The sequence below is a fragment of the Allobosea sp. MMO-172 genome (assembly GCF_037147855.1).
Taxonomy (GTDB): Bacteria; Pseudomonadota; Alphaproteobacteria; order Rhizobiales; family Beijerinckiaceae; genus Allobosea.
Map to the genome: position 1 here is coordinate 1 of NZ_JBBCUM010000029.1, position 26371 is coordinate 26371.

A 26371-nucleotide genomic window follows, 5' to 3' on the forward strand; every position below is an offset into this window, starting at 1 on the left:
GCCCGCAACGCCAGGAGAAAGCCCTCTTGCTGCCGACCCTATCCAGACCGGGCGCCGAGTAAGGGACAGGACAAACGTCCACGATGAAGGGAGTGACGCCAACAATACTCCAGATGGCCTGACGGTGTCGGAGGAGGCCGTGCGGCAGGCGGCGGAGGATGTGCCGCTGGGGCAGCGGCCCGAGGGCCCTATCGAGCCTGTACCGGTGTTCGACAGAGCGGGCCTGCCGCCGAAGGTCTGAAGGGCGAGAGTCTCTCGGCGACCCGGTTGGCAAACCAGCAAAGCGTGCGTCCGGGAGATGGAGCAAGTCTCATGATGATCGAGAACGAAGACCAATATCAGGAGGCCGTCGCGCGATTGAAGTCGATCGCCGAACTTCCCGACGAGGAGCGGGACGAAGGCGCCTTCCTCGACCTTTCAGCCGCAATGGTGGCGTACGAAACCAATGTGGCCACGCCTGCCGCGCAGTAGGAGGCACAGGTGTTCTCATTCCTCACACCAACGGAAGCAGTCGATATAGACCCCAAGCGGGCAATTGTTCGATGCGTCGATGACTACGAACGAGCGACGCAGCGAGTCCTCGAGCTCGGGAACCCGGAAGCAGGTACTCCCGAGGAGATTGAGCTGATCGGTCTGATCGAGGCGATAGAGAAGTGGGAAGCCCGCCATGATGACGTGGAGGGCTGGGAGTAAAGCAAGCTTCCCCCAGTCGGCTCCGGAAAGCCCGCCTGCGCTCGGCGCTTTTGCGTTCAAGCCCAACCTATAAGTGCTGGCGTAGGAATGCTTGCGTTCTCTCTATCGCGTCGGGCCAGGTCGAGATAGAAAGCCCGTGTCCTTCACCCGGATACATGTGGCTTTCGACATGGCCCCCATTGCTGGTGATCAACCTTGCAATAGCCCCAGCGTTCGACACCGGTACGACGCGGTCGGCATCCCCGTGCAGAACAAGCGTCGGGGGCAATGATGCCCTCTCCAATCCAGGCGGGAGGAAGCCGAAGAAGTCGACAATGGCCTTGATCCTGCTATCGCGAGCAGCAAGTGCCAAAGCCAACGCTCCGCCTAGAGAAAAGCCGACAACGGCGAACCGATCCTGCCTTTCGATCTTTATGCCCTCGATTGCTTCGAGCCAGATCGGGAACTTGCTCTTGATCTCACCATAGCGGGCTCGACGATCACCCGTCGCCTCGAAGTACCGAGGTAGCCAGACGTTGTAGCCGGCAGCGGCGATCAAATTCGCGGCGAATTCATATCGACCGCTGTTGGTCAAACCATCCGATCCGTAGAGAAGCATCACGCTGCGCCCAGGCCCCCTCGGACCGATGCGATCGACTGCGATGCTTGCGTGAGCCGGGCGAGCAACGATTGCCGCGCTTGCGCCTGCCACAAAATGCCGTCTGTCCATTATTCGGCCGCCTCGGACCATCGCTCTTTTGCCTCAGCGGCCGGGACGATCAGCTTGATGGTGTCGCCCTCGATGCCGATGACGAGTCCCAGGTCGATAAAATGGTGGGCGCCCCCCGACTCTAGATCGTTCTTCTTGAGCTTGATGAGCTGGCCGCTGAGAGCGTCGACCGTACCGACGTGGCCCCCGTCGGATCCGATTACGCGCTGGCCTTCCTTCAATTGCTCGACGAACATCATTGCTGGATCTCCTTCCTGAGCTTGTTCAGACGGCAACGGAGCGTTGGCCAAACATGTTCCACCAGCCCGAGGAACTCGCTCCCAGATCATTCATCGTAAAAGCCCGTCTGCAGCGAACTCCGCCCAGCCATCCAACTGAGTTTCCGGAAGTTCTTCCGAAGAGGGCAAGGCCGCCTTTGGCTTCGCCGCTCCTTTGCCGGCACGCGTCAAGGCGGCCTTTCCGGCTGCGCGGCGGCGGTTCTCGGCAAGCGCCACCGCATCCTCTTCGCGCCAGATTTCAGTCAGGTCGTTATTGAGAATGTGCTCGATATGCGCTGGTTCGAAGACGTGAAACGTCACTGCTTTCGCCCGTCCGCGTAGCTTCACGGTACGAGTTCCCGCGCTTTGGAGGCGGCCATCGCTCATCCATTTGTGCCGCTCGCGGGAAGACATGGATAGGATGTCTTCCGCTTCGCTTGGGAGTACTGGAAGCGCACACAGTCCACCAACGGCATCAGCAATTGCTGCAGCGGCCTCCTTGAATTCATCCTGCGAGGCGTCCGGCATGCGTAGAACAGCCATTCCCGCTTCGACCGTCAGGGACTTCCTTGCCGCCCACGGCAGCTTCCTTCGAAGCTCGCGCTCGATGCCCTTGGCCCGAACAGAAGACCCAAGGGTCGAATTTGATTGTAGCGGCCACTCGTCGATCAGTTCCGGCATGCAACACACGACGATTGTTCACCTCTCATAGCTATCTACGGGAACGGCGCGCTGCGAGGTTGTGTTCCTGCCCCTGCCGACCACACGCGACCGCCCCGTTGCTCCTGACTTGTACCGACGGGCCGGAATGCTGATCTGCTGTTCATGCTCAATCAACGCGTCCGGGTGATCGACCTCGAGACCGCCGGAGACGGCCCCCATGATGTCTGCGAGGTTGGATGGCAGGACGTTTCGCTCGCATCGGACGGCCGCTGGGAGGTTACCGAGGAGCGAGGTTCGTGCTTGGTGAGTCCTGGCCGGCCAATCTCCGCCGATACGATGGCAGTGCATCATATTCGCGATGAAGACGTAGCTGGCTCGCCCTATTGGAAGGATGTTGCGCCTGCGATCCTTAACCCCAAAGGGGGCGTCCTGGCCCTCGCCGCCCACCGGGCGGCATTTGAGCAGCGCTATTGCCGGCCGCGGCTCACAGCGGGTGCGCAATGGATCTGCACCTGGAAGTGCGCCTTGCGTCTCTGGCCGGAACTGCCACGGTTTTCGAACCAGATGCTACGCTACCAACGAAAGCCTGAAGGGCTGATACACGAGATTGGGCTGCCCGCCCATCGTGCGATGCCCGATGCATACGTGACCGCGCACCATCTGCGTGACATGTTGAATGAGGCATCGCTGGAGCAACTACTGCTATGGAGCCGTGAGCCAGGGCTATTGCCCCGTGTGCCGGCCGGCGCCTACCGCGGCAAGGGATGGGACCAGGTGGACATATTGGCTTTACGGGTATTTGCGGAGGAAAGGGACAGCGACGTCCGATACTCTGCCAGGGTCGAGCTCAATCGGCGCGGCCAACGCGAGGCTCTTGCGACTAAGCACCCTCAGCAACCGAAGCTCTTATAGCGAGCGGCGATTCCGCCTCATCGAGAACTTCGTCGCGCTGTCAGCCGGATCAAGAAACACGAAGGCGATGCCAGTGATCCTGACGACTCCGGAGAAATGCGAGACTTGGATGACGGCGCCGTGGGAGCAGGCAAAGGTGCTGCAGCGCCCGCTACCCGACGGCTCGCTCGACATCGTCGCCCGCGGCGTGAAGAAGGACGGCGACGGCGGCGAGGCGGAACTGCCCGCGCAAGCCTCGCTGCTCTGAACGCGTTAGCAGCGGCAACAGCAGGTTTGAGAGCATTGCGTTAAGTCGGATTGACGACAATCTCCGCAACGCTCGGAGCTCAGAATGGCCGACACAACCATCGAATGGACTGACGCGACATGGAACCCTGTGGCCGGGTGCTCAATCGTCACGGCTGGCTGCACTAATTGTTACGCCATGCGGATGGCCGCCCGTCTGGAAGCGATGGGAGTTGAAAAGTACCGCGGCCTGACGCGTGAAAGTGGCGGGCGCCGGGTTTGGACCGGCCGGCTTTTTCTGGACGAGGCTGCCCTAGCGATCCCCGCCCAATGGAAGAAGCCGCGACGCATTTTCGTAAACAGCATGTCGGATCTCTTTCATGAAGATGTCCCGATCGAGTTCATCGCGAAGGTGTGGCACGCAATGGCTGCGACCCCGCAACACACCTTTCAGATACTGACCAAGCGCCCGGAGCGTATGGCTGCGGTTCTATCCGCTCCGAACTTCCGAGCGTTGCCCAACGTTTGGCTTGGGACGAGCGTTGAGGACGCGCGGGTGCTTTCCCGTCTCGATGATCTCAGGCGCGTGCCCGCCGCAGTGCGCTTCGTCTCCTTCGAGCCGCTGATCGGCTCGGTCGCTAACGCCGATCTCAGCGACATTGCCTGGGCGATCGTAGGAGGCGAAAGCGGCCCTCGGGCCAGGACGATGGAAGCGCGATGGGTTGATGAGATCGAAGGTTCGTGCCGACGACACGGCGCCGCCTTCTTCTTCAAGCAGTGGGGTGGCGTCCAGAAGAAGAAAGCTGGTCGAACCTATCGCGGTCGGGAGTGGGATGAGCTGCCGGCGTTGAGGATGTGAGCAGCTATTCGCTTTCCGACGGCCACGGCCTTCGGCGAGGGATTGGCCATCGCGAAAAACAAAGAGGCCAACGGCGCGCCGCGGGCATTCGTAATCCGACTTGGCGGCAGCACCACACCTCTGAAAATCGATTGTAGCCGTCTCTGCACATACCCTTCGATTGCATCGACGTCTGCAGTGCGGATGCGGATTTCCTCGTCTTCCATGAGATCGAACATCGAAAGGGGCCGCTCCACGGGCTTATACCAATCGTTTTCCCACTCTGACGTGCCGAGAACGAGATTGAGCATGGAGCGCTTCTTGTCGTCGATACGGAATTGTTCCCTCGCAGCTTGTCGGTACAACCCCATCAGCGGGAAGAAGCACCACATATCGATGGCCTTGGTCGCGGCAACTGCCTCGATCGTCTCCCATCGAACTTCCATCCCGTAAGGATCGAGAAACAAGAGGCCTCGCATGCCCTTCGGCATATCAGGCGAGCCATGCCAAGGCAGGCGCTTGCATAGCTTCTGCACGACGTCGTTGGCGTCATCTTTCGCAAGCCGCACTTTCTGGTCCGGGTAGTCCCTGCTGAGCTTTTCCAGCGACGCGAAGCGACCAGGGTCCTTCTCAACCAAGACCATCACTTCGAACGGCGGCTTCGTTTCGAACGCCAGACGAGCCGACCCCGCGACCGAGACCGTTTCCGGCTCGAGCCCCGGCGCAGCAAACAAAGGCAAGGTAGGGTGCGTTTCCGTACGATCGCCCGAGCCGGCGAAGGCATCAATGTACGCCAAGACAAAGCCTTGGTCCTTCAATGCAGTTGTATAGGTCGACATGTACTGGCTGAGCTTCTTCAGCTTAGCGTCGGTATGGCGCCCGCCAAACCGGTGCAGCTCGTCGCCTGACATGCCTTATCCCTAGACCGTGTGCGTTACGCAGCGTCCGATGGATGTATTGGAAGCGCAAGATCGCTGCAGCCGAACGCGATTGACGTCCACAGCGCAATTGCTCGTGCGGATTGCGAACGTACATTCAACCACACCCATTCCGAGTGATCCCCGTCACGCGCCAGGTGTCGGCCAATCCCTTCCCGTCGATCGCGACCGTGTCGATCAGCATCCGGCAATGGCGTTGCGCCGCGATCGTCGAACACGGCAGGCCCAGCACACCCCGGGTTTCGCCTCAAGAGGGCATTCCAAGAATGCCCTTGAAATCGGCCCTCTCCTGCCGCTCGAAAGTTGGAACGCTGCCCGGAAAACAACGCAAACCCTCTAGCCTTCCAAGCTGAATACCCGGGTTCGATTCCCGGTACCCGCTCCAACAACCTCCCATTCGGACAACGCGCTGGAAGCTGGCGAATCGGCCTGTTCCAGCAGTCCTGGCTGTTGAAGCGGTTGGCCAGACTTGATGTCGCCACACTCGCTGCATATTAAAGCAGCGTCGACCTGAGTGTCCGGCCTGCTCCCGCTCCACATGAGCCCCGAGCTTTTCCCGCGTATTCATAGTTTGATCGCCGCAACCGAAGCGGCGCCGCGCTGATTGCATTGCAATCGGCGATTTCTCTAGGCCGTGCAGGCTATGCCCCGGCAATTGGAACCATATGCAACATCAAGTTCGATTGAAGACGAATTCAACCAACCCACTCCTATTGGACAAGACTTCCTGACGCACCGGCCGTTCGAAAATTCGAGCGGCGCAGACCACTCCGCGAGCTCCCAAGGATTGGGCACCCGAGCCCTGTGGTCTGAGCCGTGAAGAACTTCGCCAGATCGTCGAAGACATCATGGGTTGAAGTCGATCGCCGCCGCCTCTCGGCGGCTCACACGATCGGGGCAATCGCATAAGCCCGAAACACCGCCCCATAGAAGCAGCCGGAAGCCACGAGAACGAAGCCGTGCCAGATCGCATTCTGGAACGGCAGGCTTTCCCAGACGTGGAAAATGACCCCGATCGAGTAGAGAACGCCGCCGGCGACGATCAACCACAGGGTGGTCGCCGGCAACAGGCTGACGCTTTCCCAGATCAGCAGCCCGCTCCATCCGATCAGGAGGTAGAGGACGATCGACAGGCGGTCGAACCGGCCCGGCAGAACCACCTTGATGACGACGCCAGCCGCGGCCGCGAGCCACACGACCACCAGCAGAATCTGGGCAAAAACGCTTCCGCTCAGCTTCATCAGGAACGGGGTGTAGGTGCCGGCGATGAGCACGTAGATCGCCGAATGATCGAAGCGCCTGATGAACCACTTGCGGGGCGAGATCGGCCACATGTTGTAGGTGGCGGAAACGATGAGAACGGCGAGCAGGGCCGCGCCGTAGATCGTCACCGGGATCAGGTCGAACAGCGGAGCGCTGCTCGCGACCAGAACGATCAAGGTTGCGACGGCTCCCAGACCCAGCGCCACACCGATGACATGGATCACGCCATCAGCCCAGAGCTCGGCACGCTTGAAAACAAAACGTCCTGTAGCTGGCAGGTTCAAAGGAGGCCTCGCGGATACAGGGGCTTCACGAAGAAACACTAGCAAAAACCGGTTGCTGTTTCCTATCTGCGATTCTGGCAGGCGCCTGTCACTGATGGCTCCCTGCGCCGATGATCGTCGGAAATGCGTCCTCCAGAGCCTCCGATGCTCCGCAGACCGTTCGCATGCCACCGCGACGGAATGTTCCTGCCGCTCTCAGGGCGCCGGCATCAGAGCAGGATAGAGCGAGGCGAGGAGAAGCAGCGCCATCACGAGGTTGAAGACGCGCAGGAAGCGCGCATCGCCGAGAAAGCCGCGCAGCATCGTCCCGAGGCCGGCCCAGGCGATGATGCAGGGCGCGTTGATGAGCATATAGACCAGCGTCACGATCAGGATGTTGAAGAAGAAGCCATCCTGCGGCGTGTAGGTCGCCACCGCCCCGATCGCCATGATCCAGGCCTTGGGATTGATCCACTGGAAGGCCGCCATGTCGACGAAGCCGAAGGGCTCGCTGGCCGCACTTTCCGCGCCCATCGCCCCGGAACGGGCGATCTTCCAGGCGAGATAGGCGAGATAGGCCGCGCCCCCGTAGCGCAGCAGATCGTGCAGGATCGGAAAGGCCGTGAAGATCGTGCCCACACCGAGCCCGACTGCCAGAACCATGGCGGAGAAGCCGAGATTGACCCCGAGAATGGCCGGAATTGTCGGCCGGAAGCCGAAATTGGCTCCGGACACCAGCAGCATCGTGTTGTTCGGCCCCGGCGTGATCGACGTCACGAAGGCATAGACGGCAAAGCCGAGGAGAAGATCGAGACTCATGAACCACCGCAAGATCGTGACGCACCGGAATGCGCATCGATGGCCGGACGGAGCAAATGAGTAATTTTGGCGCGCGCGTGAATGATCCTCATGTGTCGCTTCTCCGCCGGATGCGCCGCGCATCAGGCGCTCGACACCGCGCTTTCCTGCAGGATCCAGGCGCGGAACGCGGCAATGCGCGGATCATCCGCCCGGCTTTCGGCCCCGACGAGCCAGTACGCGGTCTTGCTCGGGACCGCCTCCCAGACCTCCACCAACGCGCCCGCGGCCAGTTCCTCGTTCACCAAAGGCTTGCGCCCCATCGCGACGCCGAGCCCCCGGCTGGCCGCCTGGAACGCCATCTGGATGGTGTCGAAGCGCAGGCCCCGCGCGACGTCGGGCACGGCACGGCCAGTTTCCGCCGCCCATGTCGCCCAGTCCTCGCTGGTACGCGTCACATGGATCAAGGGCGCCTGCTCGATATCGGCAAGGCCCTGCACCCGCTCACGGATCGACGGCGCGCAGACCGGAACCAGCTCCTCGGCGACCAGCTTGTCGGCGATGACACCCTGCCAGTTGCCGCGGCCCATGCGGATCGCGAGATCGACCCCGCCCTCCGACAGTTCCGCCCGCTCCTGCGCCGTGTCGATGACGATCTGGATCTCCGGGTGGAGCGCGCGGAACTTGTGCAGTCGCGGCAGCAGCCAGCGCGCCCCGAATGTCGGCGCCGCGGTGATCGAGAGCTGGCCCGAACCATGCCGGTTGATGACCTGCGCGCTGCCGCTGGCCAGGAGATCGAGCGCCTGGCGCACGACCGGGACATAGGCGCGTCCCGCCTCCGACAGCACCAGCCCCTTTGAGGTCCGCAGGAAGAGCGGCACGCCGAGCCATTCCTCCAGCGACTGGATGCCGTGACTGACGGCGCTCGGCGTCAGCAGCAGCTCCTCCGCCGCGTTCTTGAAGCTCGACAGCCGGGCGGCCGCCTCGAACAGGCGCAGCGAGTTCAGCGGAGGTAACCGGGAGCGCATCGCACTCGTCTCCTGCCAGGCCTCTTGCCACCCATTCGAGCCAGCGCCGCCAGTCGAAGTGAATTTCTCTCACGCGCCGGAGAAGATTACCCGTTTGTTCGATCCACGGCCTGATTGCAACGTCCTGCCACGCAGCAGAGGCAGGAGCCGTGATCATGAATGCAACGACAGAGCACCCGGTGCTGATCGAGGTCGCCGGCAGCATCGCCACCCTGACGCTCAACCGGCCGGGCAAGCTGAACGCCCTGAACTATGCGACGATCGACATGCTGCAGCGCGATCTCGACACGATCGAGCGCGACGATGCCATCGGCATCGTGATCCTGACCGGAGCCGGCGACAAGGCGTTCAGCGCCGGGGCCGATATCGCGGGCTTCTCCCTCAGCGTCGAGGCCGGCGTCACCACCGCCGTGCGGGACTTCGTCGGGCGCGGTCAGGCCCTGACCCGGCGCATCGAGAACTTTCCGAAGCCCGTCATCGCCGCCGTGAACGGCCTCGCCTTCGGCGGCGGCTGCGAGATCGTCGAGGCCTGTCCGCTTGCCATCGCCAGCGAGCATGCCCGCTTCGCCAAGCCCGAGATCAATCTCGGCTTTCCCCCGACATTCGGCGGGACGCAGCGCCTGCCGCGCCATGTCGGCCGCAAGCGCGCGCTGCAACTCATCCTGACCGGAGAGCCGATCCCGGCCGAGGAAGCCATGCAGATCGGGCTGATCAACGAGGCCGTCCCTGCCGCCCGGCTCCTGAAGCGGGCGCGGCAGCTCGCGACGACGATCCTCGGCAAGTCCCCTGCGGCGGTCAGCGCCTGCCTTGCCAGCGTCACCCGCGGCATCAACCTGTCCATCGACGAGGGGCTGGCCGTCGAAGCCGGGCAGTTCGCGCAACTGGCCCATACGGCTGATGTCCGCGAGGGCATCGGCGCCTTCCTCGAACGGCGGCCCGCCCGGTTCGGCGGGCACGGGTGATGACCATGTCGAGCTATGTCGATATCGAGAAGGAGCGTTACCTGTCGCTGCGCGATGGCGGGCATCAGGGCGCCATCCACCTGCTCAACCTGATCCGCCTGCGCGAGCACGCCGATTATCCGGATGGCCGCGAGGCCAGCGGCGCCGAGGCCTATCAAAATTACGGCCGGATCAGCGAGCCGGTTCTGGCCCGCCTCGGCGCGCGGATCGTCTGGGAGGGCCGCTTCGAGACGATGTTGATCGGCCCGCGGGGAGAGCACTGGGATCTCTGCTTCGTCGCGGAATATCCCGGCGTGCAGGCCTTCGCCGAACTGCTCCGCGACCCCGGCTATCGGGAGGCCGTTCAGCATCGGAAGGCCGCGGCGCTGGACTCCCGCCTGATCGCATTGCAGCCGCGCCCGGGCGCGACCCGCTTCGGCCAGTTCCTTGCGGAAGCGGGCAGCTGATCGGGTCGCTCCGGCTTCACCTCGCTCAGCCGAAGGTGAAGGCATAGGCCTCCGCCCCCGGATCGAGGAAGCGGATTCCGAACAGGCGCTCCCGGACATCGCCCGCCTGGCGAACGAGCTGATAGAGGCGCGTTTCCGAAACCGTGCCCTGGCCCTGTGCATCGGTGTCGGCGCCATGGTCGGCTCCGGGCACAGCGCCGTCGACCGTCACGGTGAAGCGCACCGACTTGCCGCCGGGGCCGGGCCCGAGCACCAGATGCAGATCGCGCGCGCTGAACCGATAGACGATGCCGCCCTCGGCCCGCTGGAGCACCGCGCTCTCCCCGCCGACGGTCCAGTTCCCGGTCAGAGCCCATTGGTTCAGGCGCAGCTTGCGGGCGCTGTAATCCTGCGCCCGGTCGCCGGCAATGCCTTCGGGCGAAGCGAAGCCCGACGCCTTGAGATAGCCGAGATAGCTTTCGCCGGAGCGGATGTTGCCGAGATCGGCCGGAGCCTGCGCGCCGGGCGCCGGCGGCGTCACCAAAGCTTCGGCAGCACCGCGCTGTCCTGCCGCCTCGGCCAGCAAGTCCTGGATCGCCCGCTCGGTACGGGCCTCACCGCCCTCGCCGAACTGGGTATGGCGGATGCGGCCCTGCGCATCGACGGCATAGAGCGCCGGCCAATAGCTGTTGCGGAAGGCGCGCCAGATCCGGAAGTCGTTATCGACCGCCACGGGATGCACGATGCCGAAGCGGGCGATGGCCTGGCGGATGTTCTCGACCTTCTTCTCGAAGGCGAATTCCGGCGTATGGACGCCGACCACGATCAGTCCCTGATCCCGGTACTTGTCCGCCCAGGCGCGGACATAGGGCAAGGTGCGGATGCAGTTGATGCAGGAATAGGTCCAGAAATTCACCAGCACCACCTTGCCGCGCAGCTGTTCCGGCGCCAGCGGGCCCGAGTTCAGCCAGCCTGTCGCGCCATCGAAACCGGGAGCGGCGCCATGGTCCGGCAGATTGCTGCGATAGGGCTGCGCGGCCTCCGTGGCGGAACGGGGTTGCCCGGCCAGCGCCGGACGCGGACCAAATCCGTCGAGCAGGCTTTGTTCGATGGCCGCGGTTCCCGTCAACGAGAGGCGGGTCAGCAGGCCGGTATCGAGCCCCAGCCCGATCGCCATCACGCTCGCCAGCACGGCAACGCCAAGACCCTGACGGACGCGTTCGCCGAAACCGAGGGAGCGCTTCATCGCCGCGAGGACATTGCTGCCGGCCCGCAAAGCCAGCGCCAGCGAGGTCACGGCACCTGCGGCATAGGCCAGCAGCGCCAGCGTCGTCTCGGCCGAGGCTCCCTGCAGGGCGGCCCCTGTCAGCACGAGGCCCAGGATCGGTCCGGCGCAAGGCGCCCAGAGCAGGCCGGTCGCGATGCCCAGCAGCAGCGAGCCGCCGATGGACGATGCCTCGCCACCGCCCTGCCCCGACAGCCTCTCGCCGAGCGCGACGACGGGACGGGTCAGCAGCGCCGCCGCACGCTGCGAGACGAGCGTGACGCCGAAGACGGCCAGCAGCGCCAGCGCCAGATGGCGCCCGGTCTCGTTGGCTTGCACCACCCAGCTGCCGCCGATTGCGGCGAGGCTGGCGACGACAGCGAAGGTCAGCGCCATGCCGGCGAGCATCGGCAGGCCGCTGCGGCGAAAGGGCAGCCCGGCGCGCGAGAACACGAAGGGCAGGATCGGCAGGATGCAGGGGCTGAGGATGGTCAGCGCGCCGGCGAGATAGGAGACGACGAACAGGGTCATAGGAGGCCTCGCGGAAGCGGAGCCACCACATGCGGCGGCTCCGGCGGATGTCCCGCAGTGAAGCCGTGTGACGTATCTGCCGTGTTTTCCGGATGGGCCGTTCTGTAACGCTCTGTAGCAAAGGGCGGCGGCCAGCCCTTAAGGGTCTTAGCCGCCGGACCGGTTACAGCGTGTCGGAGGAATCGACCGCGCGCCCACCCCGTTGCCCGCTGCGATCGCGTGGTGAGCGCCTGAACAGCGTCGTATGGACCGCGTGCAGGATCGGCTGCGGTTTCCCGAGCAGATAGCCCTGCGCTTCCGTGCAGCCGGCGCGATCGACGGCATCGAGCTGGTCCTGCGTCTCGATGCCCTCGGCCGTCGTCGTCATGCCGAGTTCGGCCGCCAGCGCCGCGACCGCGGTGACGATGGCCGCGCTGTCGGAATGAACCGTCATGTCGCGCACGAAGGAGCGGTCGATCTTCACCTTGTCGAGCGGGAACAGCCGGAGATGGCTGAGGCTCGAATAGCCGGTCCCGAAATCGTCGAGCACGATGCGGACGCCGAGCGCCTTCAGGCTCTTCAGCGTCCCGAGATTGCGGTTGTCGTTGGCCAGCAGCGCCGTCTCGGTGATCTCCAGCTCCAGCCTCTCAGGATCGAGCCCCGTCTCGCGCAGGATGTCGCGCACGGTCGCGACCGCGTCGCCGAAGATCAACTGCACCGGCGAGAGATTGACCGCGATCCGCAGGTCTCCCGGCAGCTGGGCGGCATCGGCACAGGCCTGACGGAGGACCCACTCGCCGAGGTCGACGATCAGCCGGGTCTCCTCCGCGAGCGGCACGAATTCGGCTGGCGCCACCAGCCCGCGCTCCGGATGGTGCCAGCGCAGCAGCGCCTCGAAGCCGCAGAGCTTGCTGGAATTGAGATCGAAGATCGGCTGATAGGACAATTCGAACTGCCGCTCCTCGATCGCCTCGCGCAGGTCGGCCTCGAGCGCGAGCCGGGCCCGCAACCGCTCGTCCATCTCGGTCGTGAACACGCAGCAGACGCCGCGCCCCATCGCCTTGGCCTGATAGAGCGCGAGATCGGCCTGCTTCAGGAGCAGGTCCGCATCGAAATCCGCCCCCTCGGCCACGGCGATGCCGACACTCGCCGAGATCGAGATCGTCCGCTCCTTGATGAGATAGGGCTGGCTCAGGACCTCGATGATCCGTGCGCCCAGGGCCTGCGCCTGCTGTGGCTGCTCCCAGCCGAGGCTGAGCACCGCGAACTCGTCGCCGCCGAGACGGGCGACACAGTCGCTATCCCGCACGCAGGTGGCCAGCCGCTCCGCGACCGACAGCAGAAGCTGGTCGCCGACCGGATGCCCGAGTGTGTCGTTGACGTCCTTGAAGCGGTCGAGGTCGAGGAAGAGCAGCGCGACCTTCCCCGCATCGCCGCCGGCCCGCCGCAGCGATTTCGCGATCTGGCTGCGGAATGAGAAGCGGTTCTGCAGGCTCGTCAGGTCGTCATGATGCGCCAGGAAACGGATGCGGCTCTCCTGTTCGGTGAGGGCCACATTCTGCTGCCGCGCTTCCTCCGCCGCCTCGTTCGCGCGGATATTGGCCGCCGCCAGCTCGGCAAGCGCCGCCTTGAGCGCGGTGATGTCGGTGCGGATGCCGACGGTTCCGCCGGCCTTCATCCGCCGCTCGGTGATCAGGAGCCAGCGGCCGTCCGGCAGCAGGCGCTCCATCGCGCCGCTGCCTTGCCGGTGCCAGCTGGCGATCTCCTTCACGAACTCATCGATCTCGACGGTCATCTGGGGATACTGGCCGAGCTCCGCGCCCTTGCGGATGATCTCCTCGAAATGCGTTCCAGCCGTCATGAACGGCGCGCTCAGGGCGTAGAGATCGCGGTAACGCTGGTTGCAGGTCACCAGCCGGTCGTCCTCGTCCCACATCACGAAGCCGTCGGACATCGCCTCGATCGCGTTGTCGAGCACGCCGGCCGCCCGCGCCCGCTCGGCATCCGCCCGCTCGCGCTGGTGGATGGCGAGGAGGATAGCCCCGGCAAAGGCCGCCAGGAGCAAGGCTCCGACGAGGGCCGCCGTGATCGTCCTGTCGCGGTCCTGGCGCCAATCGGCGAGGAGAACCGCATTCGTCGCGCTCAGGACGACGCGGATATCGCCATAGAGCGATCCCCGGACGACCTTCAGGGTGCTGCCTTCGCTGCCCCTGTTTCCGACCATGAAGGCCTTGCCGTTCACCACCCCTTCCGGAAGCGCTGAAGCACGGGGCTTGCCGATCAGCAATTCGTCATGCGGCAGCGTCGCGACCACCTGGCCGTTGGCACGCTCCAGCGAGATCTGGGTTCCCGGGCCGACGCCGGTTTCGCCGAGCAGCTTCATCAACGTGTGCAGCGGCACTTCCGCGACGGGGACGATGCCATGCCAGGCCGGAATCCGGCGTGCCACATAAAGCGACCAGTCCCCGGTGACGGCATTGCGCAGCGGGCCGATCAGGTTCGTCGGCGCCCTCCCGACCATCGCGACGTCGAGCGGCAGCGCATGGCGCGTGCCGCTCGATTTGGCGGAAGCGATGACGCTGCCGTCCGGCCCCACGAGCAGCAGGTCGCGGAACGACATGGTCTGGAAGTTCAGCCCGCGCAGCAGGCGGCTCGCGGCATCGCGCTGGCCGGGGCCGATCTGCGCGACATCGAACAGCGTGGCGAAGCTCGCCAATGCGCCGTCGACCTGCAGCAATTGCCGGTCGAGCGCGTTTTCCACCGCCATGGCGGAGCTTTCCAGCGCCTGCTCGGCCGCGCGCCAGGCAGCGGCCTCCCGCTGCCGCACGAGGTTGAACGCACCGGTGGCGGCCACCGCCAGGATGACCGCCGTCCCTGCCGCGACCATGAGTTTCAGGCGATTGATCACGGCGTCCGGGGCTCGATGGCGTGGAGCGGCTTGAGATAGGTGTTCCAGGCCGAGACGCAGTCCTGGCCGCAGCGCTCGAACCAGCGCGGCAGGACGACCTCGGCGAGAAGGCGGCGGCGCGTCTCGTCGGCAGGCTGGGCCGGCACCACGGTCATCGGCCGCTCGGGCTTGCCTGAGCAGGGCTCGGTCCCGGCATTGCAGGCGAGCCCCTTGCGCGTATCGGCTTCGGTCTGCGACCAGATGCGATCCTCGAGCGTGCCCACGCCCTGCCGGATGATGTCGCGGACATCCGCCGGCAGTGCATTCCAGGCGGTCGCGTTGGCGCCGAAGATAGAGACGCCCCAGCTCAGGGCGAAGGCGTGCACGGCGACGGCGACGCGCGGCAGGCCGATCTCGTAGCCGCTCAACGTGCCGGTGATCGCGCAATCGGCGACCCCGTCGCGCAAGGCCGGCACGATCTCGGCGAAGGGCAGGATCACCGGCACGGCGCCCATCGCGGTCATCAGTTCGGACTGGGCGACCGAGGAGGTGCGGACCTTGCGGCCGGCGAGGTCGCCGAGCCCCGTGAAGGGCTTCACGCAGAACAGGACCTGGGCCGGATAGGCATAGACGCCGAGCAGCTCGATGTCGTAGCGCTCGCGCAGCACGTTGCGCAGATGCTCGCGGAAAGCATCGACGGTCCGGCGCAGCGTCGCCACATCCGGGTTCAGCACCGGCAGGTCGACGGCGCTTATTTCCGGGTCGTCACCGGCGACGGCGCTCAGCAGCGCCGTGCCGAACGAGACCACGCCGAGCCGCATCAGCTGGAGCATTTCCTGGTTGCGCAGGCCGCCCGCATCGAGCGGCCGGATCGTCGCGCTGATGCGCCCCTTCGACAGGGCGCCGATCTCGGACTGCCAGAAGGGCTGTTCGATCCGCGTATACTGGGTGACGCCGGCCAGCCCGCCGATGATCTGCAGCTTGACCGGCTCCTCGGTCTTCGTCTGGGCGAGGGCTTCGCAGCCTGCGAAGGCGAGCATCGCAGCGACGGCTGCAATCACAGGCTGCACGAGCCGACGCGGGTGATACGTGATGGCGTTGTCGCAGGCCGTGCCCATCTCCCCCCCGGTACTAGCCTTTGATGAGGGGGCCGATATTCGACGGCGGCGGTTAACCGGGGTTGAATCGCGAGCCCGATCTTGTCCGGATGGCGAAACTGTCCCCGCTTTCCAGAGGGGTGAGCCGGCCTTCAATCGAGGAACCCGCGCGAGGAACCGCGATCGCGCTTAGCGACGGTACATCAGAATACTGTGCGCGGCGCTGCCGGGCTCCTCTCGGAGGAGTGAGCTATATCCGGGCTTGCCTGCAATAACCGCGGAGAAGGCTTCCACTGTTGCCGTGCAAGCCAGGCTTGCTATGCTCGCTGATCTATCGATCCTGATCCCCAGTTCCCCGCAGGGCACGGCGGCTCTTCCCAACAGGCGCGCAAGCGACGGCGCGTGGGCGAGCCGAGACGGCCCCGTTGCGCCGGAACGACCGGGACGGGATGGGCGCAGTGGGGGCGAACGATGCGTCTGGGGGCGGCAGCGTTGTTATGGGCTTTGGCATGGCCGGTCGCGGCAACCGGCGAGGTGCTGCGCCAGGGCGAATTCCTGCAGGACTACATCACCTGCGAAGCCTGGATGAAGCGCGAAGCCGCGGATAACGAGATGCACGCGCTGATCGGCCATTGGGCGATCGATGCACTGCGCAAGAGCTCGCCATCGCGGCTTTCGAAATACGGCGACGGCCAGGTCCTCGAGGCCGTCGAGCGGCAATGCCGGGCGCAGCCCGGCAAGACCCTGACGGTCGCCACCTTCCTGGCCGGGCTTCGCCTGCCCGAGTGACGCCCGGCAGGGCCGGCTCACCTCAGAACGTCGGTACCAGGCCACTGCCGAAGCTGTCGGAGCGCCCGGCGAAGCCGGTCGAGCTGTCGCGCGAATAGGCAGGGCTGCTCAGCCGGGCGGGAGCCGGGCCGGCGTCGAGATAGCTGCGCTGCTGCGGCCGGAGCGTCATGCTCTGAACCGACGGCGGCTCCGAATAAGCGGCGGGCTCGTTCGAAACGCAGCCTCCCAGCGCCGCGAGCAGGACCGTGGCAGAAGTGAAATGAAGAAGGCGCATCGTTTCCTCGTCGAGAATGGGCAGGAGGAAAACGAAGACCGGCAGCGCCGATGCGATTCAACCCGCTGAACCGTCATTATCGGAATCTTCGCAGGAAATGTACATCGTCGCTCCGGCCCTCGCCGCAGGCCGGACATGCCGTCAGGCATCCATCCCGGTTCAGCAGTGGTCGCGGCGTCCCTGCGACGGAACGAATTCGAGCTGCTCCTCCGCGACCGTTCCATCGGCCGCGATGACGGCCTGCCAACGGCGATTGCCGCACAGAACGGAGAGGCGCCAGCGCCCGGCATCCTCGCCCTCCCCGCGCTCGACCCGGCTCGTCACCAGCCCGCGGCGCATCAGCTCGCGCAATTCCTCCGCCGACCAGCCGAAGCGCCGGGAGAGCCTGACGGCATCGAGCACGAAGGAGCCGTCGGCATCCCTGGTGAAGGGGAGTTCGGGCGAAGTTTCGCCGGTGGCCATGATGTTTCGCTCCGGGGCGCGATCGTTCGGCCTTCTTCTGCCGCGAAGCGCCGGCCGCATCCAGCCTTCCGGAACGCAAGGGATGGAATTCTTTCCGCACGGCATGGCCCGGTGGCGCTTCCGCCTCCGGCGGAGCCGAACTTTGAAAGGCTGTTTCATTGACCGCGCGGGGTTCCGCGGAAAGAATGATCAGTATCGAGCGGTGTTCGCATCGCTCCTTCGCGGGATTTGCTGGAGCAGCTTGCACCGCGTCAACAATGCTAAAAGCACCACGACGAAATCGTGGGCTCCGAGACACGGAGACGCGTCGGTGACGACATGCACGACTTCAGCCAATCCTGCTCCGGCGCGCCGGGAGCGATGTTCCTGACGGAATGTCGGGCGCCCTGAGCGCCTGAAATCTTCACATCGCGACGCTGCCGCGACGCCGGTTCTTCCGGCGAAGGGAGAGGTTTGTCCCATCCTCCCGGCGGCAATCTGCGGAGCCGCCGTCGATCGGCGCCTCGCCCTCTCACACACCCAGACGGCCTGCTCCAGAGGTTTCCATGGCGATCCTGTCCCTTGCCTCCGCGCTTCCGACCCGTGCCCCGACCGGTCAGGCTACCCGTAGCCTCCCGGCCTCGACGGCTGCGAACGGTGATTTCCGCACGGCCCTGCGCCATCTCGCCGGCGGCGTCTCCGTCATCACGGCGGGGCGCGGCGAGGATCGCACGGGCCTGACCGTGACCTCGCTCTCCTCGCTCTCGGCCGAGCCGCCGACCGTGATGTTCGGGCTGAACCTCTCCTCCTCGACCTACCCCATCCTCGCGCGCCATCGCAGCTTCGGCGTGAATTTCCTCAGCGCCTCGCAGAAGCAGGTCGCCGACCGCTTCGCCGGGCGCGGCGGCGAGAAGGGCCCGGCCCGCTATGCCGAGGCGGAATGGAGCGAGGGTCGCACCGGCGCACCTCTTCTCGAAGGCGCGCTCGCCGCGCTCGACTGCGAGCTGGAAGAGCTGATCGAGCGGCACTCGCACGCCATCGTCATCGGCCGGGTGCGCGAGATCCGGCTCGGCGGCAACGATGCCGCTCTCCTGTACTGGCGCGGCGATTACGAGCGGCTCGGCTGGATGGCCGAGGAAGCATCGACCGCGCTCGGCCTGCGCTCCGCCTGATCCCCCGAACGGTACCAGAAGCCATGACCTACGCACTCAGCATTCTCGACAAGACCCCGCTCATCGAGGGCGAAACCGCCGGCACGGCACTGCAGCGCACGGTGAGCCTCGCCCAGGCGGCCGAGCGCCTCGGCTACCACCGCTTCTGGCTGGCCGAGCACCATGACTTCCCCGGCCTCGTCAGCCCGGCGCCGGAGGTGTTCGCCGCCTATCTGCTGGCACGCACGCAGCGCATCCGCATCGGCTCCGGCGGCGTCCTGCTGCCGCATTACAGCCCCTACAAGGTCGCCGAGGCCTTCAACCTGCTGGCATCGCTCGCGCCCGGCCGCGTCGATCTCGGCATCGGCAAGGCGCCGGGCGGCCTGCCGCTCTCGACCAAGGCGCTGCGCGTCCTGCACGATCCCGCACGCGCGCCGTCCTTCGAAGCCTTGCTGGACGAGCTCGACGGCTTCCTCGTGCCGCCCGCAGCGACGGACGGCCCACGGAACAAGGCGCGTGCGCTGCCCGTCCCGCCCGTGACGCCCGAGCGCTTCCTGCTCGGCGCCAGCCCGGACAGCGCCCGGCAGGCAGGCGAGCGCGGCTGGCACTTCGTCTTCGCCGGCCATCACAACGGCGATCCCAAAGCGATCGACGAGAGCCTGAACGCCTATGCCAAGGCTGGCGGCACAGCGCCTCTCCTGCTCGCTGTAGCCGCCTTCGCCGCCGAGACGGCCGAGGAGGCGCTAAGCCTGACGGCGAACCATCGCGTTGTCCGCCTCACCCTCGACAACGGCCAGAACCTCAATCTCGGCAGCGAGGAGCAGGCGGCCGAATATGCCCGCCAGGCCGGCGCGGCCTCCTACAGCACCGAGATCCGCAAGCCGCATATCCTGGCCGGCACGTCCGAGCAGGTCCGGCGCGAGCTCGACGGGCTGCATGCCCGCTTCGGCATCGCCGAATTCGTCATCGACACGCCGAATGCCCTGACCAGCCGGCGCCTCGCTTCCCTCACGCTGCTCGCCGGCGAAAGACCGGCGCTGGCCGCCTGATCCCCGCTTTCGAAAGGACTGATCCCATGTCCCGCACCCGCCTCACCTTCGGCCTGATGCTCCAGGGCGCCGGCAGCCACATGAACGCCTGGCGCCACCCCAGCAACCCGGCCGATGCCAGCGTCAATCTCGACTTCTTCATCCGCAACGCCCGCAAGGCCGAGGAGAACGGCATCGCCTTCGCCTTCGTCGCCGACGGGCTCTACATCAACGAGAAGTCGATCCCGCATTTCCTCAACCGCTTCGAACCGCTGACCATCCTCTCGGCGCTGGCGACGGTGACGAAGAAGCTCGGCCTCGTCGGCACGGTCTCGACCTCCTATAGCGACCCCTACACGATCGCCCGGCAATTCGCCTCGCTCGACCTGATCTCCGGCGGCCGCGCCGGCTGGAATGCGGTCACCTCGCCGCTGGAAGGCTCCGGCCGCAACTACAGCCGGCCGCATCCCGAGCATTCGCTGCGCTACGAGATCGCGCAGGAATATCTCGACGTCGCCAAGGGACTCTGGGATTCCTGGGATGACGACGCTTTCGTCCGCGACCGCGAGGCCAGCCGTTTCTTCGACCGCGACAAGCTGCACACGCTTAACCACAAGGGCCGCTTCTTCCAGGTCGAGGGGCCGCTCAACATCCAGCGCTCGCCGCAGGGCCAGCCGGTGCTGTTCCAGGCCGGCGCCTCGGAGTCCGGCATCGGGCTCGCCGGCCGCCACGCCGATGCGGTCTTCGCCAACCATGTCCCGCTGGAGGAGGCGCAGGCGCTCTACCGCGCGATCAAGACCAGCGCCATCGCCCATGGCCGCAGCGCCGATGACGTGAAGCTCTTCCCCGGCGCCGGCCCCATCGTCGGGCGCACCGCAGCCGAAGCCGAGGAGAAGTATCAGGCCATCCGCAACCTCGTCTCGATCGAGGACGCGCTGGCCTATATCGGCCGCTATTTCGACCATCACGATTTCAGCGCCTATCCGCTGGACGCGCCTTTCCCAGAGCTCGGCGATATCGGCAAGAACAGCTTCCGTTCGACGACCGACCGCATCAAGCGCGACGCCGTGCTCAAGGGCCAGACGCTGCGCGAAGCGGCTCTTGAGGCCGCCACGCCCCGCACCGACCTGATCGGCTCGGCCGAGGAGATCGCCGGCCGGCTGATCGAGCGCGTCGAGGCGCAGGCCGCCGACGGCTTCGTGCTCGGCTTCCCGGTGATCGGCCAGGGCCTCGACGACTTCGTCGAGCTGGTGATCCCGGTGCTGGAGGAGCGCGGCGTCTACGATCGCAACCTGCCCGGCACAACCCTGCGCGACCATCTCGGCCTCCCCCGCCGCGAGAGCCGCTACGCCACCCCGTCGGACGCTGCGCCCGCGCGCCGCGCGAGCTGAGCTGTCCGCAACGATATCCCGGAAAGGCTCACGCCATGGCCGACAGGTTCCTCTACACCACCCCGCTCGATCCGCTCGCCCAGCCGCTGGTCGAGCAGCTCACCTGGGAATACGCCACCCGTTACGGCAGCTATTTCGGCGAGGCGCCAGGCGCGGAGATGAGCCGCTATCCGGCCGAGCTCTTCGCCCCGCCGGACGGCAATTTCGTCCTGCTGCTGCGCGATGGCCGCCCCATCGCCGGCGGCGCCTTCAAGCGTTACGACGCACGCACCGCCGAGATGAAGCGCATCTGGACGCATAGCGAGTTCCGCCGTCAGGGCCTGGCGCGCCGCGTCGTCGCCGAGCTGGAGCTGCAGGCCATCCGCCAGGGCTATGGCCGGATCTTCCTGACCACCGGCTTCCGCCAGCCGGAGGCCAAGGGTCTCTATCTGGAGACCGGCTACACCCCGCTCTTCGACATCTCGGTCGACCCCGAGATCTACGGCAAACTCGGCTTCGAGAAGGAGCTGTCCGTCGCGCCGGCCTCGCTGCCGCGCCCGCCTGACGCTCACGCCGCGCGCAGCGCCGCCTGACGGGCCGTTTCCCCTTACCCCAATAACAAGAGCCAGCCATGACCCTCGCCAGCGACTTCGCGGGCCTGCCCGCGCACGCCCAGAATCCAGCCCCGCATCGCGATTTCAGCCGCTATCGGATCGTCCCCGCCCGCTATCCCGGGCGCACCATCGGCACGGTCTTCGCCACTGTCGTGATCTTCGCGATCCTGAATTCGGTGCTCTCCAATCCGCGCTGGGGCTGGGACGTCTTCGCGGAGTGGTTTTTCGCCGAACCCGTACTGGTCGGGCTTGGCCGCACGCTGTTCCTGACGCTCCTAGGCACGGTCTTCGGCTTCCTGCTCGGCACGGTTCTGGCGCTGGCGCGGGTCTCCGGCTCGCCGCTGCTCGCCTCGCTCTCCTGGGGCTATGTCTGGCTCTTCCGCTCGATCCCGCTGATCGTGCTGCTGCTGATCCTGAACAATCTCGGCTATCTCTACAGCACGATCTGGCTCGGCATTCCCTTCACCGATATCGGCTTCGGCTCCTGGCAGACGACGCAGCTCATCACGCCCTTCTTCGCGGCCGTGCTGGGTCTCACCCTCAATGCCGCCGCCTTCTCCTCGGAGATCGTGCGCGGCGGCATCCTCGCCGTCGATCAGGGCCAGCATGAGGCCGCGGCCGCTCTCGGCCTGCCGAAGCACCGCCAAGTCTCGCGGATCGTCCTGCCGCAGGCGATGCGCTCGATCCTGCCGACCGCCTTCAACGAGATCATCAGCCTCGCGAAGGGCACGAGCCAAGTCTACATCCTCGCCCTGCCGGAGCTGTTCTACACGATCCAGGTCATCTACCGGCGCAATCTCGAGGTGATCCCGCTGCTGATGGTGGCGACGGTCTGGTACCTCGTCATCCTCAGCGTCCTCTCCTTCTTCCAGCGCCATATCGAGCGGCACTATGCCCGTGGCGCCCTGCGCAATCCGCCCCCGTCTGCCATCGACACGGCCCTGCGCTGGCTCGGCCGGAACCGCGTCGCCCCGGCGGCGGCCGGCGGTGGCTTCACCACCCCGGCACAGGCCCCGGCCGCGCCGCGCGCGGCCTCGCTCGCTACGCTCTCCCCGCGCAGCGGCGGCGAGATCCGCATCAGCCACGTCTCGAAGAGCTTCGGCCCGCTCAAGGTGCTCGACGACGTCAGCTTGTCGCTTCGCCCCGGCAGCGTCACCGCGATCATCGGCCAGTCCGGGTCCGGCAAGTCGACCCTGCTGCGCTCCATCAATCATCTGGAGCGCGTCGACGAGGGCTTCATCGCGATCGATGGCGAGCTGATCGGCTACCGGCAAGACGGCGAGACGCTCTACGAATTGAAGGAGAAGGACATCCTGGCTCGGCGCGTCGATGTCGGCATGGTTTTCCAGAACTTCAATCTCTTCCCGCACCTGACCGCGATCGAGAACATCGCCGAGGCGCCGGTGACCGTGCGCGGCCTCTCCCGCGAGCAGGCTCAGGCGGAAGCACGGGAACTGCTCGCCCGCGTCGGCCTCGCCGAGAAGGCGAATGCCTATCCGCGCCAGCTCTCCGGCGGCCAGCAGCAGCGCGTCGCCATCGCCCGCGCGCTCGCCCTCAAGCCCAAGGTCCTGCTCTTCGACGAGCCGACCTCGGCACTCGACCCCGAACTCGTCGGCGAAGTCCTCGACGTCATCAAGGAGCTCGCCCGCTCCGGCACGACGCTGGTCATCGTCACCCACGAGATCGGTTTCGCCCGCGAGGTCGCCGACCAGGTCGTCTTCATGGAGGCCGGCCGCATCGTCGAGAGCGGCGCCCCGGCCGATGTCCTCGGCAATCCCAGCCACAGCCGCACCCGCGAATTCCTCGCCAAGGTGCTCTGACCTTCCCCGCCACACCCCACAAGGAATCCGTCCATGATCACGCGACGCTCTTCGCTCAGCCTCCTCGCCGGCGCCGCCTCGGCCGCCATCCTCCCCGTCCGCGCCTTCGCCCAGCAGGCGATCGACCTCTCGCCCGAGCAGGCGGGCCGCCCACGTGCCCAGATCGACGAGGCAGCGATCAAGCTCCTCGCCAAGGACGCGAAATTCGCCAAGGACGGCGTCTTCACCGTGGGCAACAACACCGGGCGCTTTCCGTTCAGCGGCTTTGCCACCGACAACAAGACGGTCATCGGCGGCGAGGCCGAGATCGCGCAACTTGTCGCGGACGCGCTGGGGCGCAAGCTGGAGATCGTCACGACGGCCTGGGCGGACTGGCCGCTCGGCGTCGTCTCCGGCAAGTTCGACGCGGTGATCTCCAACGTCACCGTCACCGAGCAGCGCAAGGAGAAGTTCGACTTCTCGACCTATCGCAAGGACCTGCTCGGCTTCTACGTGAAGAAGGGCAACGAGATCGATATTCGCGAGCCCCGCGATGTGGCAGGCCTAAAGGTCATCGTCGGCGCCGGCACCAACCAGGAGCAGATCCTGCTGCGCTGGAACGAGGCCAATCTCAAGGCCGGCCTGAAGCCCGTAGACATCCAGTACTATGACGACGATGTCGTGCTTTATCTCGCGCTCGAATCCGGCCGCGCCGACGCCTATCTCGGCCCCAATGCCCTGCTGAGCTTCAAGGCCTCGCAGGAGGGCAAGACCCGCCTCGCCGGCAATTTCTCCGGCGGCTGGCCCATCCTCGCCGAGATCGCGGTGACCACACGCAAGGGCGCCGGGCTCGCCGAGGCCATCACCCAGGCGCTCAACACCCAGATCAGGAACGGCAACTACGCCAAGGTGCTGGCCCGCTGGAACCTCTCGGCCGAGGCGATCGAGGAATCCCGCACCAACCCGCCCGGCCTGCCGAAGGCGTGAGTGCCTAGCCCGACCGCCGAAACTTTCGAGAACTGGAGTTCATCATGATCCCGCGACGGACACTCCTGTCGCTGCTCGTCGGCGCGCTCGGCGCCACGAGCCTGCCCGCCCTCGCCCAGCAATCGCCCTTCGACCTCGGCCCCGAACAACCCGGCCGCATCCGCGCCGAAAAGGACCCGGCCGCCATCGCCGCCGTGCCCAAGGGCTTCAAGTTCGTCGAGCCCGGCGTCTTCACCGTCGGCATCAGCCCCGGTGGCCCGCCGCTCGCGACCTATGCCACGGACGCCAAGACCGTGGTCGGCGCCGATCCGGATTTCGCCCAGCTCATCGCCGACAGCTTGGGCCTCAAGCTCAATCTCGCCCCACTCGCCTGGGCGGACTGGCCGCTCGGCCTGACCTCCGGGAAGTACGACGCCGTCATCTCGAATGTCGGCGTCACCGAGCAGCGCAAGGAGAAGTTCGACTTCTCGACCTATCGCCTCGGCCTGCACGGCTTCTTCGTCAAGGCCGACAGCAAGGTCACGAGCATCAAGGAGCCGAAGGATGCCGCGGGCCTGAGCTTCAGCGTCGGCGGCGGCACCAATCAGGAGCGCATCCTGCTGGAATGGAGCAAGCAGAACGTCGCGGCCGGATTGAAGCCGCTCGAACTGCAGCTCTTCGACGACGAAGCCGCCCGGCTCGTCGCCTTGCGGGGCGGCCGCGTCGATGTCGTCGTGCAGCCCCATGCCCAGCTCGTCTTCATCGCGGCCCGCGACAAGGACATCAAGCGCATCGGCACGCTCAGCGCCGGCTGGCCGCTGAAATCCGACGTCGCGATCACGACCCGCAAGGGCAGCGGCCTCGTCGATGCCCTGACGCTGGCCACCAACAACCTGATCAGGTCGGGCCAATACCGGCAGGTGCTGGCCCGCTGGGGCATCGAGGAGGAAGCGGTCGAGCGCTCCGAGACCAACCCGCCCGGCTTGCCCAAGTACTGATCTGACGAACCGACTCACATGACGAAGCTCTCGATCCGGCACATCGCCTTCCTGACGCCCGGCAATTACGACGATGCCGATCCCCGTCGCGGGCTGGAAGACACGCTCTCGCTCTTCGAGCATGGCGAGGCCATCGGCTTCGACAGCGCCTGGATACGCCAGCGCCATCTCGAACCCGGCGTTTCCTCGGCGGCGGCCTTTCTCGCCGCCGCCACCCAGCGCACGCGCCGGATCGGGCTCGGCACGGCCGTCATCCAGATGGGCTACGAGAACCCGTTCCGATTGGCGGAGGACCTCTCGCTGGTCGACGTGCTCTCGGACGGGCGCTTGAACATCGGCCTGAGCGCCGGCCCGCCGCCTTTCGGCAAGCTTTTGGGCGATCGCCTCTTCGATGGCGATCCGGCGGCGGTCGATTTCTCGCATGCCCGCGTCGCCCGGCTGGCGAAGAATATCGATGGCGAATGGCTCGGCGATGCCGATACGCGCATCACCTCGGCCGCCGGCGAGCACCGCCCGCGGCTGCGCCCGCACGCGCCCGGCCTGCGCCAGCGGCTCTGGTATGGCGGCGGCTCGCTGCGCTCGGCCCGCTGGGCGGCGGAGAACGGCTTCCACTTGCTCGTCGGCAACATCAATACGGCTGAGGAGACGGACGATTTCTTCGAGACGCAACGGCGCCATATCGAGACCTTCCGCGCGCATTGGCGAGGCTCGGACGCGCCCCGCATCGCCGTCGGCCGCGTCATCGTCCCGCTCGACGGCGCGGACACGACGACACGCCAGCGCTATCGCGACTATGCCGCGAGCCGCCACGCCCGCACGCTTGGACCCCAGGGCGAGCGACGGACCCAGTTCGCACCGGATCTCGTCGGAACTGCCGCCGAGCTGATCGAACGCCTCGCGGCGGACCCGATCCTGCGGCTCGTCGATACCTTGCGGCTGGAACTGCCCTATAATTTCAGCATCGACGACTACCGCCAGATCACGACCGATTTCGCAGGGCTGGTCGCCCCCGCGCTCGGCTGGCGCGGCGGCGTCGAGCTGAAGGGCGCGGCTTGAACGGTCGCAGCCTACCGGCACCTGATCTCAGCAGCTCAGCCTCTTGTCATCAACTCAGTATTTAGCGTCTCTGAGCCTTGCGTTTGCGACGACGATGATGCGTCGCATGATGGCGACGATAGCGACGATTGGCTTTTTCTGGCGCTTGATGAG

At 66.0% G+C, this 26371-nt stretch carries 28 protein-coding genes; 16 read left to right on the plus strand and 12 right to left on the minus strand.

What is annotated here, in order from left to right:
* Nucleotides 1–312 precede the first annotated feature (312 nt).
* The gene (locus WFK61_RS25330; protein WP_336814822.1) at nt 313–471 is read left to right on the plus strand and encodes a hypothetical protein; all 159 of its coding nucleotides are present in this window, start codon (nt 313–315) and stop codon (nt 469–471) included.
* A gap of 9 nt (nt 472–480) precedes the next feature.
* A complete protein-coding gene (locus WFK61_RS25335; RefSeq protein ID WP_336814823.1) occupies nt 481–693 on the plus strand; it encodes a hypothetical protein in 213 nt (70 codons plus the stop codon).
* 67 nt (nt 694–760) lie between these two features.
* Here the strand turns inward: WFK61_RS25335 and WFK61_RS25340 are convergent, their stop codons facing one another.
* From WFK61_RS25340 to WFK61_RS25350, 3 genes are all read right to left on the minus strand, one after another.
* On the minus strand, nt 761–1291 hold the full coding sequence (locus WFK61_RS25340) for a dienelactone hydrolase family protein (RefSeq protein WP_336814824.1): 531 nt from the start codon (nt 1289–1291) through the stop codon (nt 761–763).
* 110 nt (nt 1292–1401) lie between these two features.
* Entirely contained in the window at nt 1402–1641 is a 240-nt protein-coding gene (locus WFK61_RS25345) for a DUF2171 domain-containing protein (RefSeq protein ID WP_336814825.1), read from the minus strand.
* A 90-nt stretch (nt 1642–1731) separates the two neighbouring features.
* Entirely contained in the window at nt 1732–2340 is a 609-nt protein-coding gene (locus WFK61_RS25350) for a hypothetical protein (RefSeq protein ID WP_336814826.1), read from the minus strand.
* 144 nt (nt 2341–2484) lie between these two features.
* On the opposite strand from WFK61_RS25350, the gene WFK61_RS25355 reads away from it, so the two are divergent.
* The 3 genes from WFK61_RS25355 (at nt 2485) to WFK61_RS25365 (ending at nt 4318) form a co-directional block, all read left to right on the plus strand.
* Nucleotides 2485–3234: a DNA polymerase III subunit epsilon gene (locus WFK61_RS25355; RefSeq protein ID WP_336814827.1), complete on the plus strand. Its 750-nt coding sequence runs from the start codon at nt 2485–2487 to the stop codon at nt 3232–3234.
* 73 nt (nt 3235–3307) lie between these two features.
* Nucleotides 3308–3481, plus strand: coding sequence for a hypothetical protein (locus WFK61_RS25360; RefSeq protein WP_442896379.1), 174 nt, complete (start codon nt 3308–3310; stop codon nt 3479–3481).
* 84 nt (nt 3482–3565) lie between these two features.
* The gene (locus WFK61_RS25365) at nt 3566–4318 is read left to right on the plus strand and encodes a DUF5131 family protein (RefSeq protein ID WP_336814828.1); all 753 of its coding nucleotides are present in this window, start codon (nt 3566–3568) and stop codon (nt 4316–4318) included.
* Here WFK61_RS25365 and tcmP read toward each other — a convergent pair.
* The 4 genes from tcmP to gcvA all read right to left on the minus strand — a co-directional run bounded on the left by tcmP (nt 4273) and on the right by gcvA (nt 8587).
* Nucleotides 4273–5208: a three-Cys-motif partner protein TcmP gene (gene tcmP / locus WFK61_RS25370; protein WP_336814829.1), complete on the minus strand. Its 936-nt coding sequence runs from the start codon at nt 5206–5208 to the stop codon at nt 4273–4275. The two genes, WFK61_RS25365 and tcmP, sit on opposite strands and share 46 nt — an antisense overlap.
* Before the next feature lie 911 nt (nt 5209–6119).
* Nucleotides 6120–6782: a PAQR family membrane homeostasis protein TrhA gene (gene trhA / locus WFK61_RS25375; protein WP_336814830.1), complete on the minus strand. Its 663-nt coding sequence runs from the start codon at nt 6780–6782 to the stop codon at nt 6120–6122.
* 195 nt (nt 6783–6977) lie between these two features.
* Entirely contained in the window at nt 6978–7580 is a 603-nt protein-coding gene (locus tag WFK61_RS25380) for a LysE family translocator (RefSeq protein WP_336814831.1), read from the minus strand.
* Between the two features lie 122 nt (nt 7581–7702).
* Nucleotides 7703–8587 (minus strand): transcriptional regulator GcvA, encoded by an 885-nt coding sequence (gene gcvA, locus WFK61_RS25385; RefSeq protein WP_336814832.1) that lies wholly within the window; start codon nt 8585–8587, stop codon nt 7703–7705.
* Nucleotides 8588–8742: 155 nt separating this feature from the next.
* On the opposite strand from gcvA, the gene WFK61_RS25390 reads away from it, so the two are divergent.
* Nucleotides 8743–9549: a crotonase/enoyl-CoA hydratase family protein gene (locus WFK61_RS25390; protein ID WP_336814833.1), complete on the plus strand. Its 807-nt coding sequence runs from the start codon at nt 8743–8745 to the stop codon at nt 9547–9549.
* Nucleotides 9550–9554: 5 nt separating this feature from the next.
* Nucleotides 9555–9995: a DUF1330 domain-containing protein gene (locus WFK61_RS25395; RefSeq protein ID WP_336814848.1), complete on the plus strand. Its 441-nt coding sequence runs from the start codon at nt 9555–9557 to the stop codon at nt 9993–9995.
* A gap of 25 nt (nt 9996–10020) precedes the next feature.
* Here WFK61_RS25395 and WFK61_RS25400 read toward each other — a convergent pair whose 3' ends face one another.
* The 3 genes from WFK61_RS25400 to WFK61_RS25410 all read right to left on the minus strand — a co-directional run bounded on the left by WFK61_RS25400 (nt 10021) and on the right by WFK61_RS25410 (nt 15705).
* Nucleotides 10021–11769, minus strand: coding sequence for a cytochrome c biogenesis protein DipZ (locus tag WFK61_RS25400; protein ID WP_336814834.1), 1749 nt, complete (start codon nt 11767–11769; stop codon nt 10021–10023).
* Nucleotides 11770–11932: 163 nt separating this feature from the next.
* Nucleotides 11933–14656, minus strand: a complete 2724-nt coding sequence (locus WFK61_RS25405; protein WP_336814835.1) for a bifunctional diguanylate cyclase/phosphodiesterase — start codon at nt 14654–14656, stop codon at nt 11933–11935.
* Entirely contained in the window at nt 14653–15705 is a 1053-nt protein-coding gene (locus WFK61_RS25410; protein ID WP_336814836.1) for a TRAP transporter substrate-binding protein, read from the minus strand. Before WFK61_RS25410 ends, WFK61_RS25405 begins: the two co-directional genes overlap by 4 nt.
* Before the next feature lie 498 nt (nt 15706–16203).
* On the opposite strand from WFK61_RS25410, the gene WFK61_RS25415 reads away from it, so the two are divergent.
* Nucleotides 16204–16521 (plus strand): hypothetical protein, encoded by a 318-nt coding sequence (locus WFK61_RS25415; RefSeq protein WP_336814837.1) that lies wholly within the window; start codon nt 16204–16206, stop codon nt 16519–16521.
* 22 nt (nt 16522–16543) lie between these two features.
* On the opposite strand, the gene WFK61_RS25420 is transcribed toward WFK61_RS25415, so the two are convergent.
* Together WFK61_RS25420 and WFK61_RS25425 are read right to left on the minus strand one after the other, a co-directional pair.
* The gene (locus WFK61_RS25420) at nt 16544–16690 is read right to left on the minus strand and encodes a hypothetical protein (protein WP_336814838.1); all 147 of its coding nucleotides are present in this window, start codon (nt 16688–16690) and stop codon (nt 16544–16546) included.
* Nucleotides 16691–16954: 264 nt separating this feature from the next.
* Nucleotides 16955–17257: a DUF6522 family protein gene (locus tag WFK61_RS25425; protein WP_336814839.1), complete on the minus strand. Its 303-nt coding sequence runs from the start codon at nt 17255–17257 to the stop codon at nt 16955–16957.
* Between the two features lie 545 nt (nt 17258–17802).
* Between WFK61_RS25425 and WFK61_RS25430 the strand changes: the two genes are divergently transcribed.
* The 8 genes from WFK61_RS25430 to WFK61_RS25465 are packed head-to-tail and all read left to right on the plus strand — an operon-like array spanning nt 17803 to nt 26218.
* Nucleotides 17803–18408, plus strand: a complete 606-nt coding sequence (locus WFK61_RS25430) for a flavin reductase family protein (RefSeq protein ID WP_336814840.1) — start codon at nt 17803–17805, stop codon at nt 18406–18408.
* 23 nt (nt 18409–18431) lie between these two features.
* On the plus strand, nt 18432–19436 hold the full coding sequence (locus tag WFK61_RS25435) for an MsnO8 family LLM class oxidoreductase (RefSeq protein ID WP_336814841.1): 1005 nt from the start codon (nt 18432–18434) through the stop codon (nt 19434–19436).
* A 26-nt stretch (nt 19437–19462) separates the two neighbouring features.
* A complete protein-coding gene (locus WFK61_RS25440) occupies nt 19463–20806 on the plus strand; it encodes an LLM class flavin-dependent oxidoreductase (RefSeq protein ID WP_336814842.1) in 1344 nt (447 codons plus the stop codon).
* A 35-nt stretch (nt 20807–20841) separates the two neighbouring features.
* Nucleotides 20842–21378 carry a GNAT family N-acetyltransferase gene (locus WFK61_RS25445; protein WP_336814843.1) on the plus strand — a complete coding sequence of 179 codons (537 nt, stop codon included), beginning with the start codon at nt 20842–20844 and terminating at the stop codon, nt 21376–21378.
* Nucleotides 21379–21416: 38 nt separating this feature from the next.
* Nucleotides 21417–23219, plus strand: a complete 1803-nt coding sequence (locus tag WFK61_RS25450) for an amino acid ABC transporter permease/ATP-binding protein (protein ID WP_336814844.1) — start codon at nt 21417–21419, stop codon at nt 23217–23219.
* Between the two features lie 33 nt (nt 23220–23252).
* Nucleotides 23253–24185 (plus strand): ABC transporter substrate-binding protein, encoded by a 933-nt coding sequence (locus tag WFK61_RS25455; protein ID WP_336814845.1) that lies wholly within the window; start codon nt 23253–23255, stop codon nt 24183–24185.
* A gap of 44 nt (nt 24186–24229) precedes the next feature.
* The gene (locus WFK61_RS25460; RefSeq protein WP_336814846.1) at nt 24230–25162 is read left to right on the plus strand and encodes an ABC transporter substrate-binding protein; all 933 of its coding nucleotides are present in this window, start codon (nt 24230–24232) and stop codon (nt 25160–25162) included.
* Between the two features lie 18 nt (nt 25163–25180).
* The gene (locus tag WFK61_RS25465; protein ID WP_336814847.1) at nt 25181–26218 is read left to right on the plus strand and encodes an LLM class flavin-dependent oxidoreductase; all 1038 of its coding nucleotides are present in this window, start codon (nt 25181–25183) and stop codon (nt 26216–26218) included.
* Nucleotides 26219–26371 lie beyond the last annotated feature (153 nt).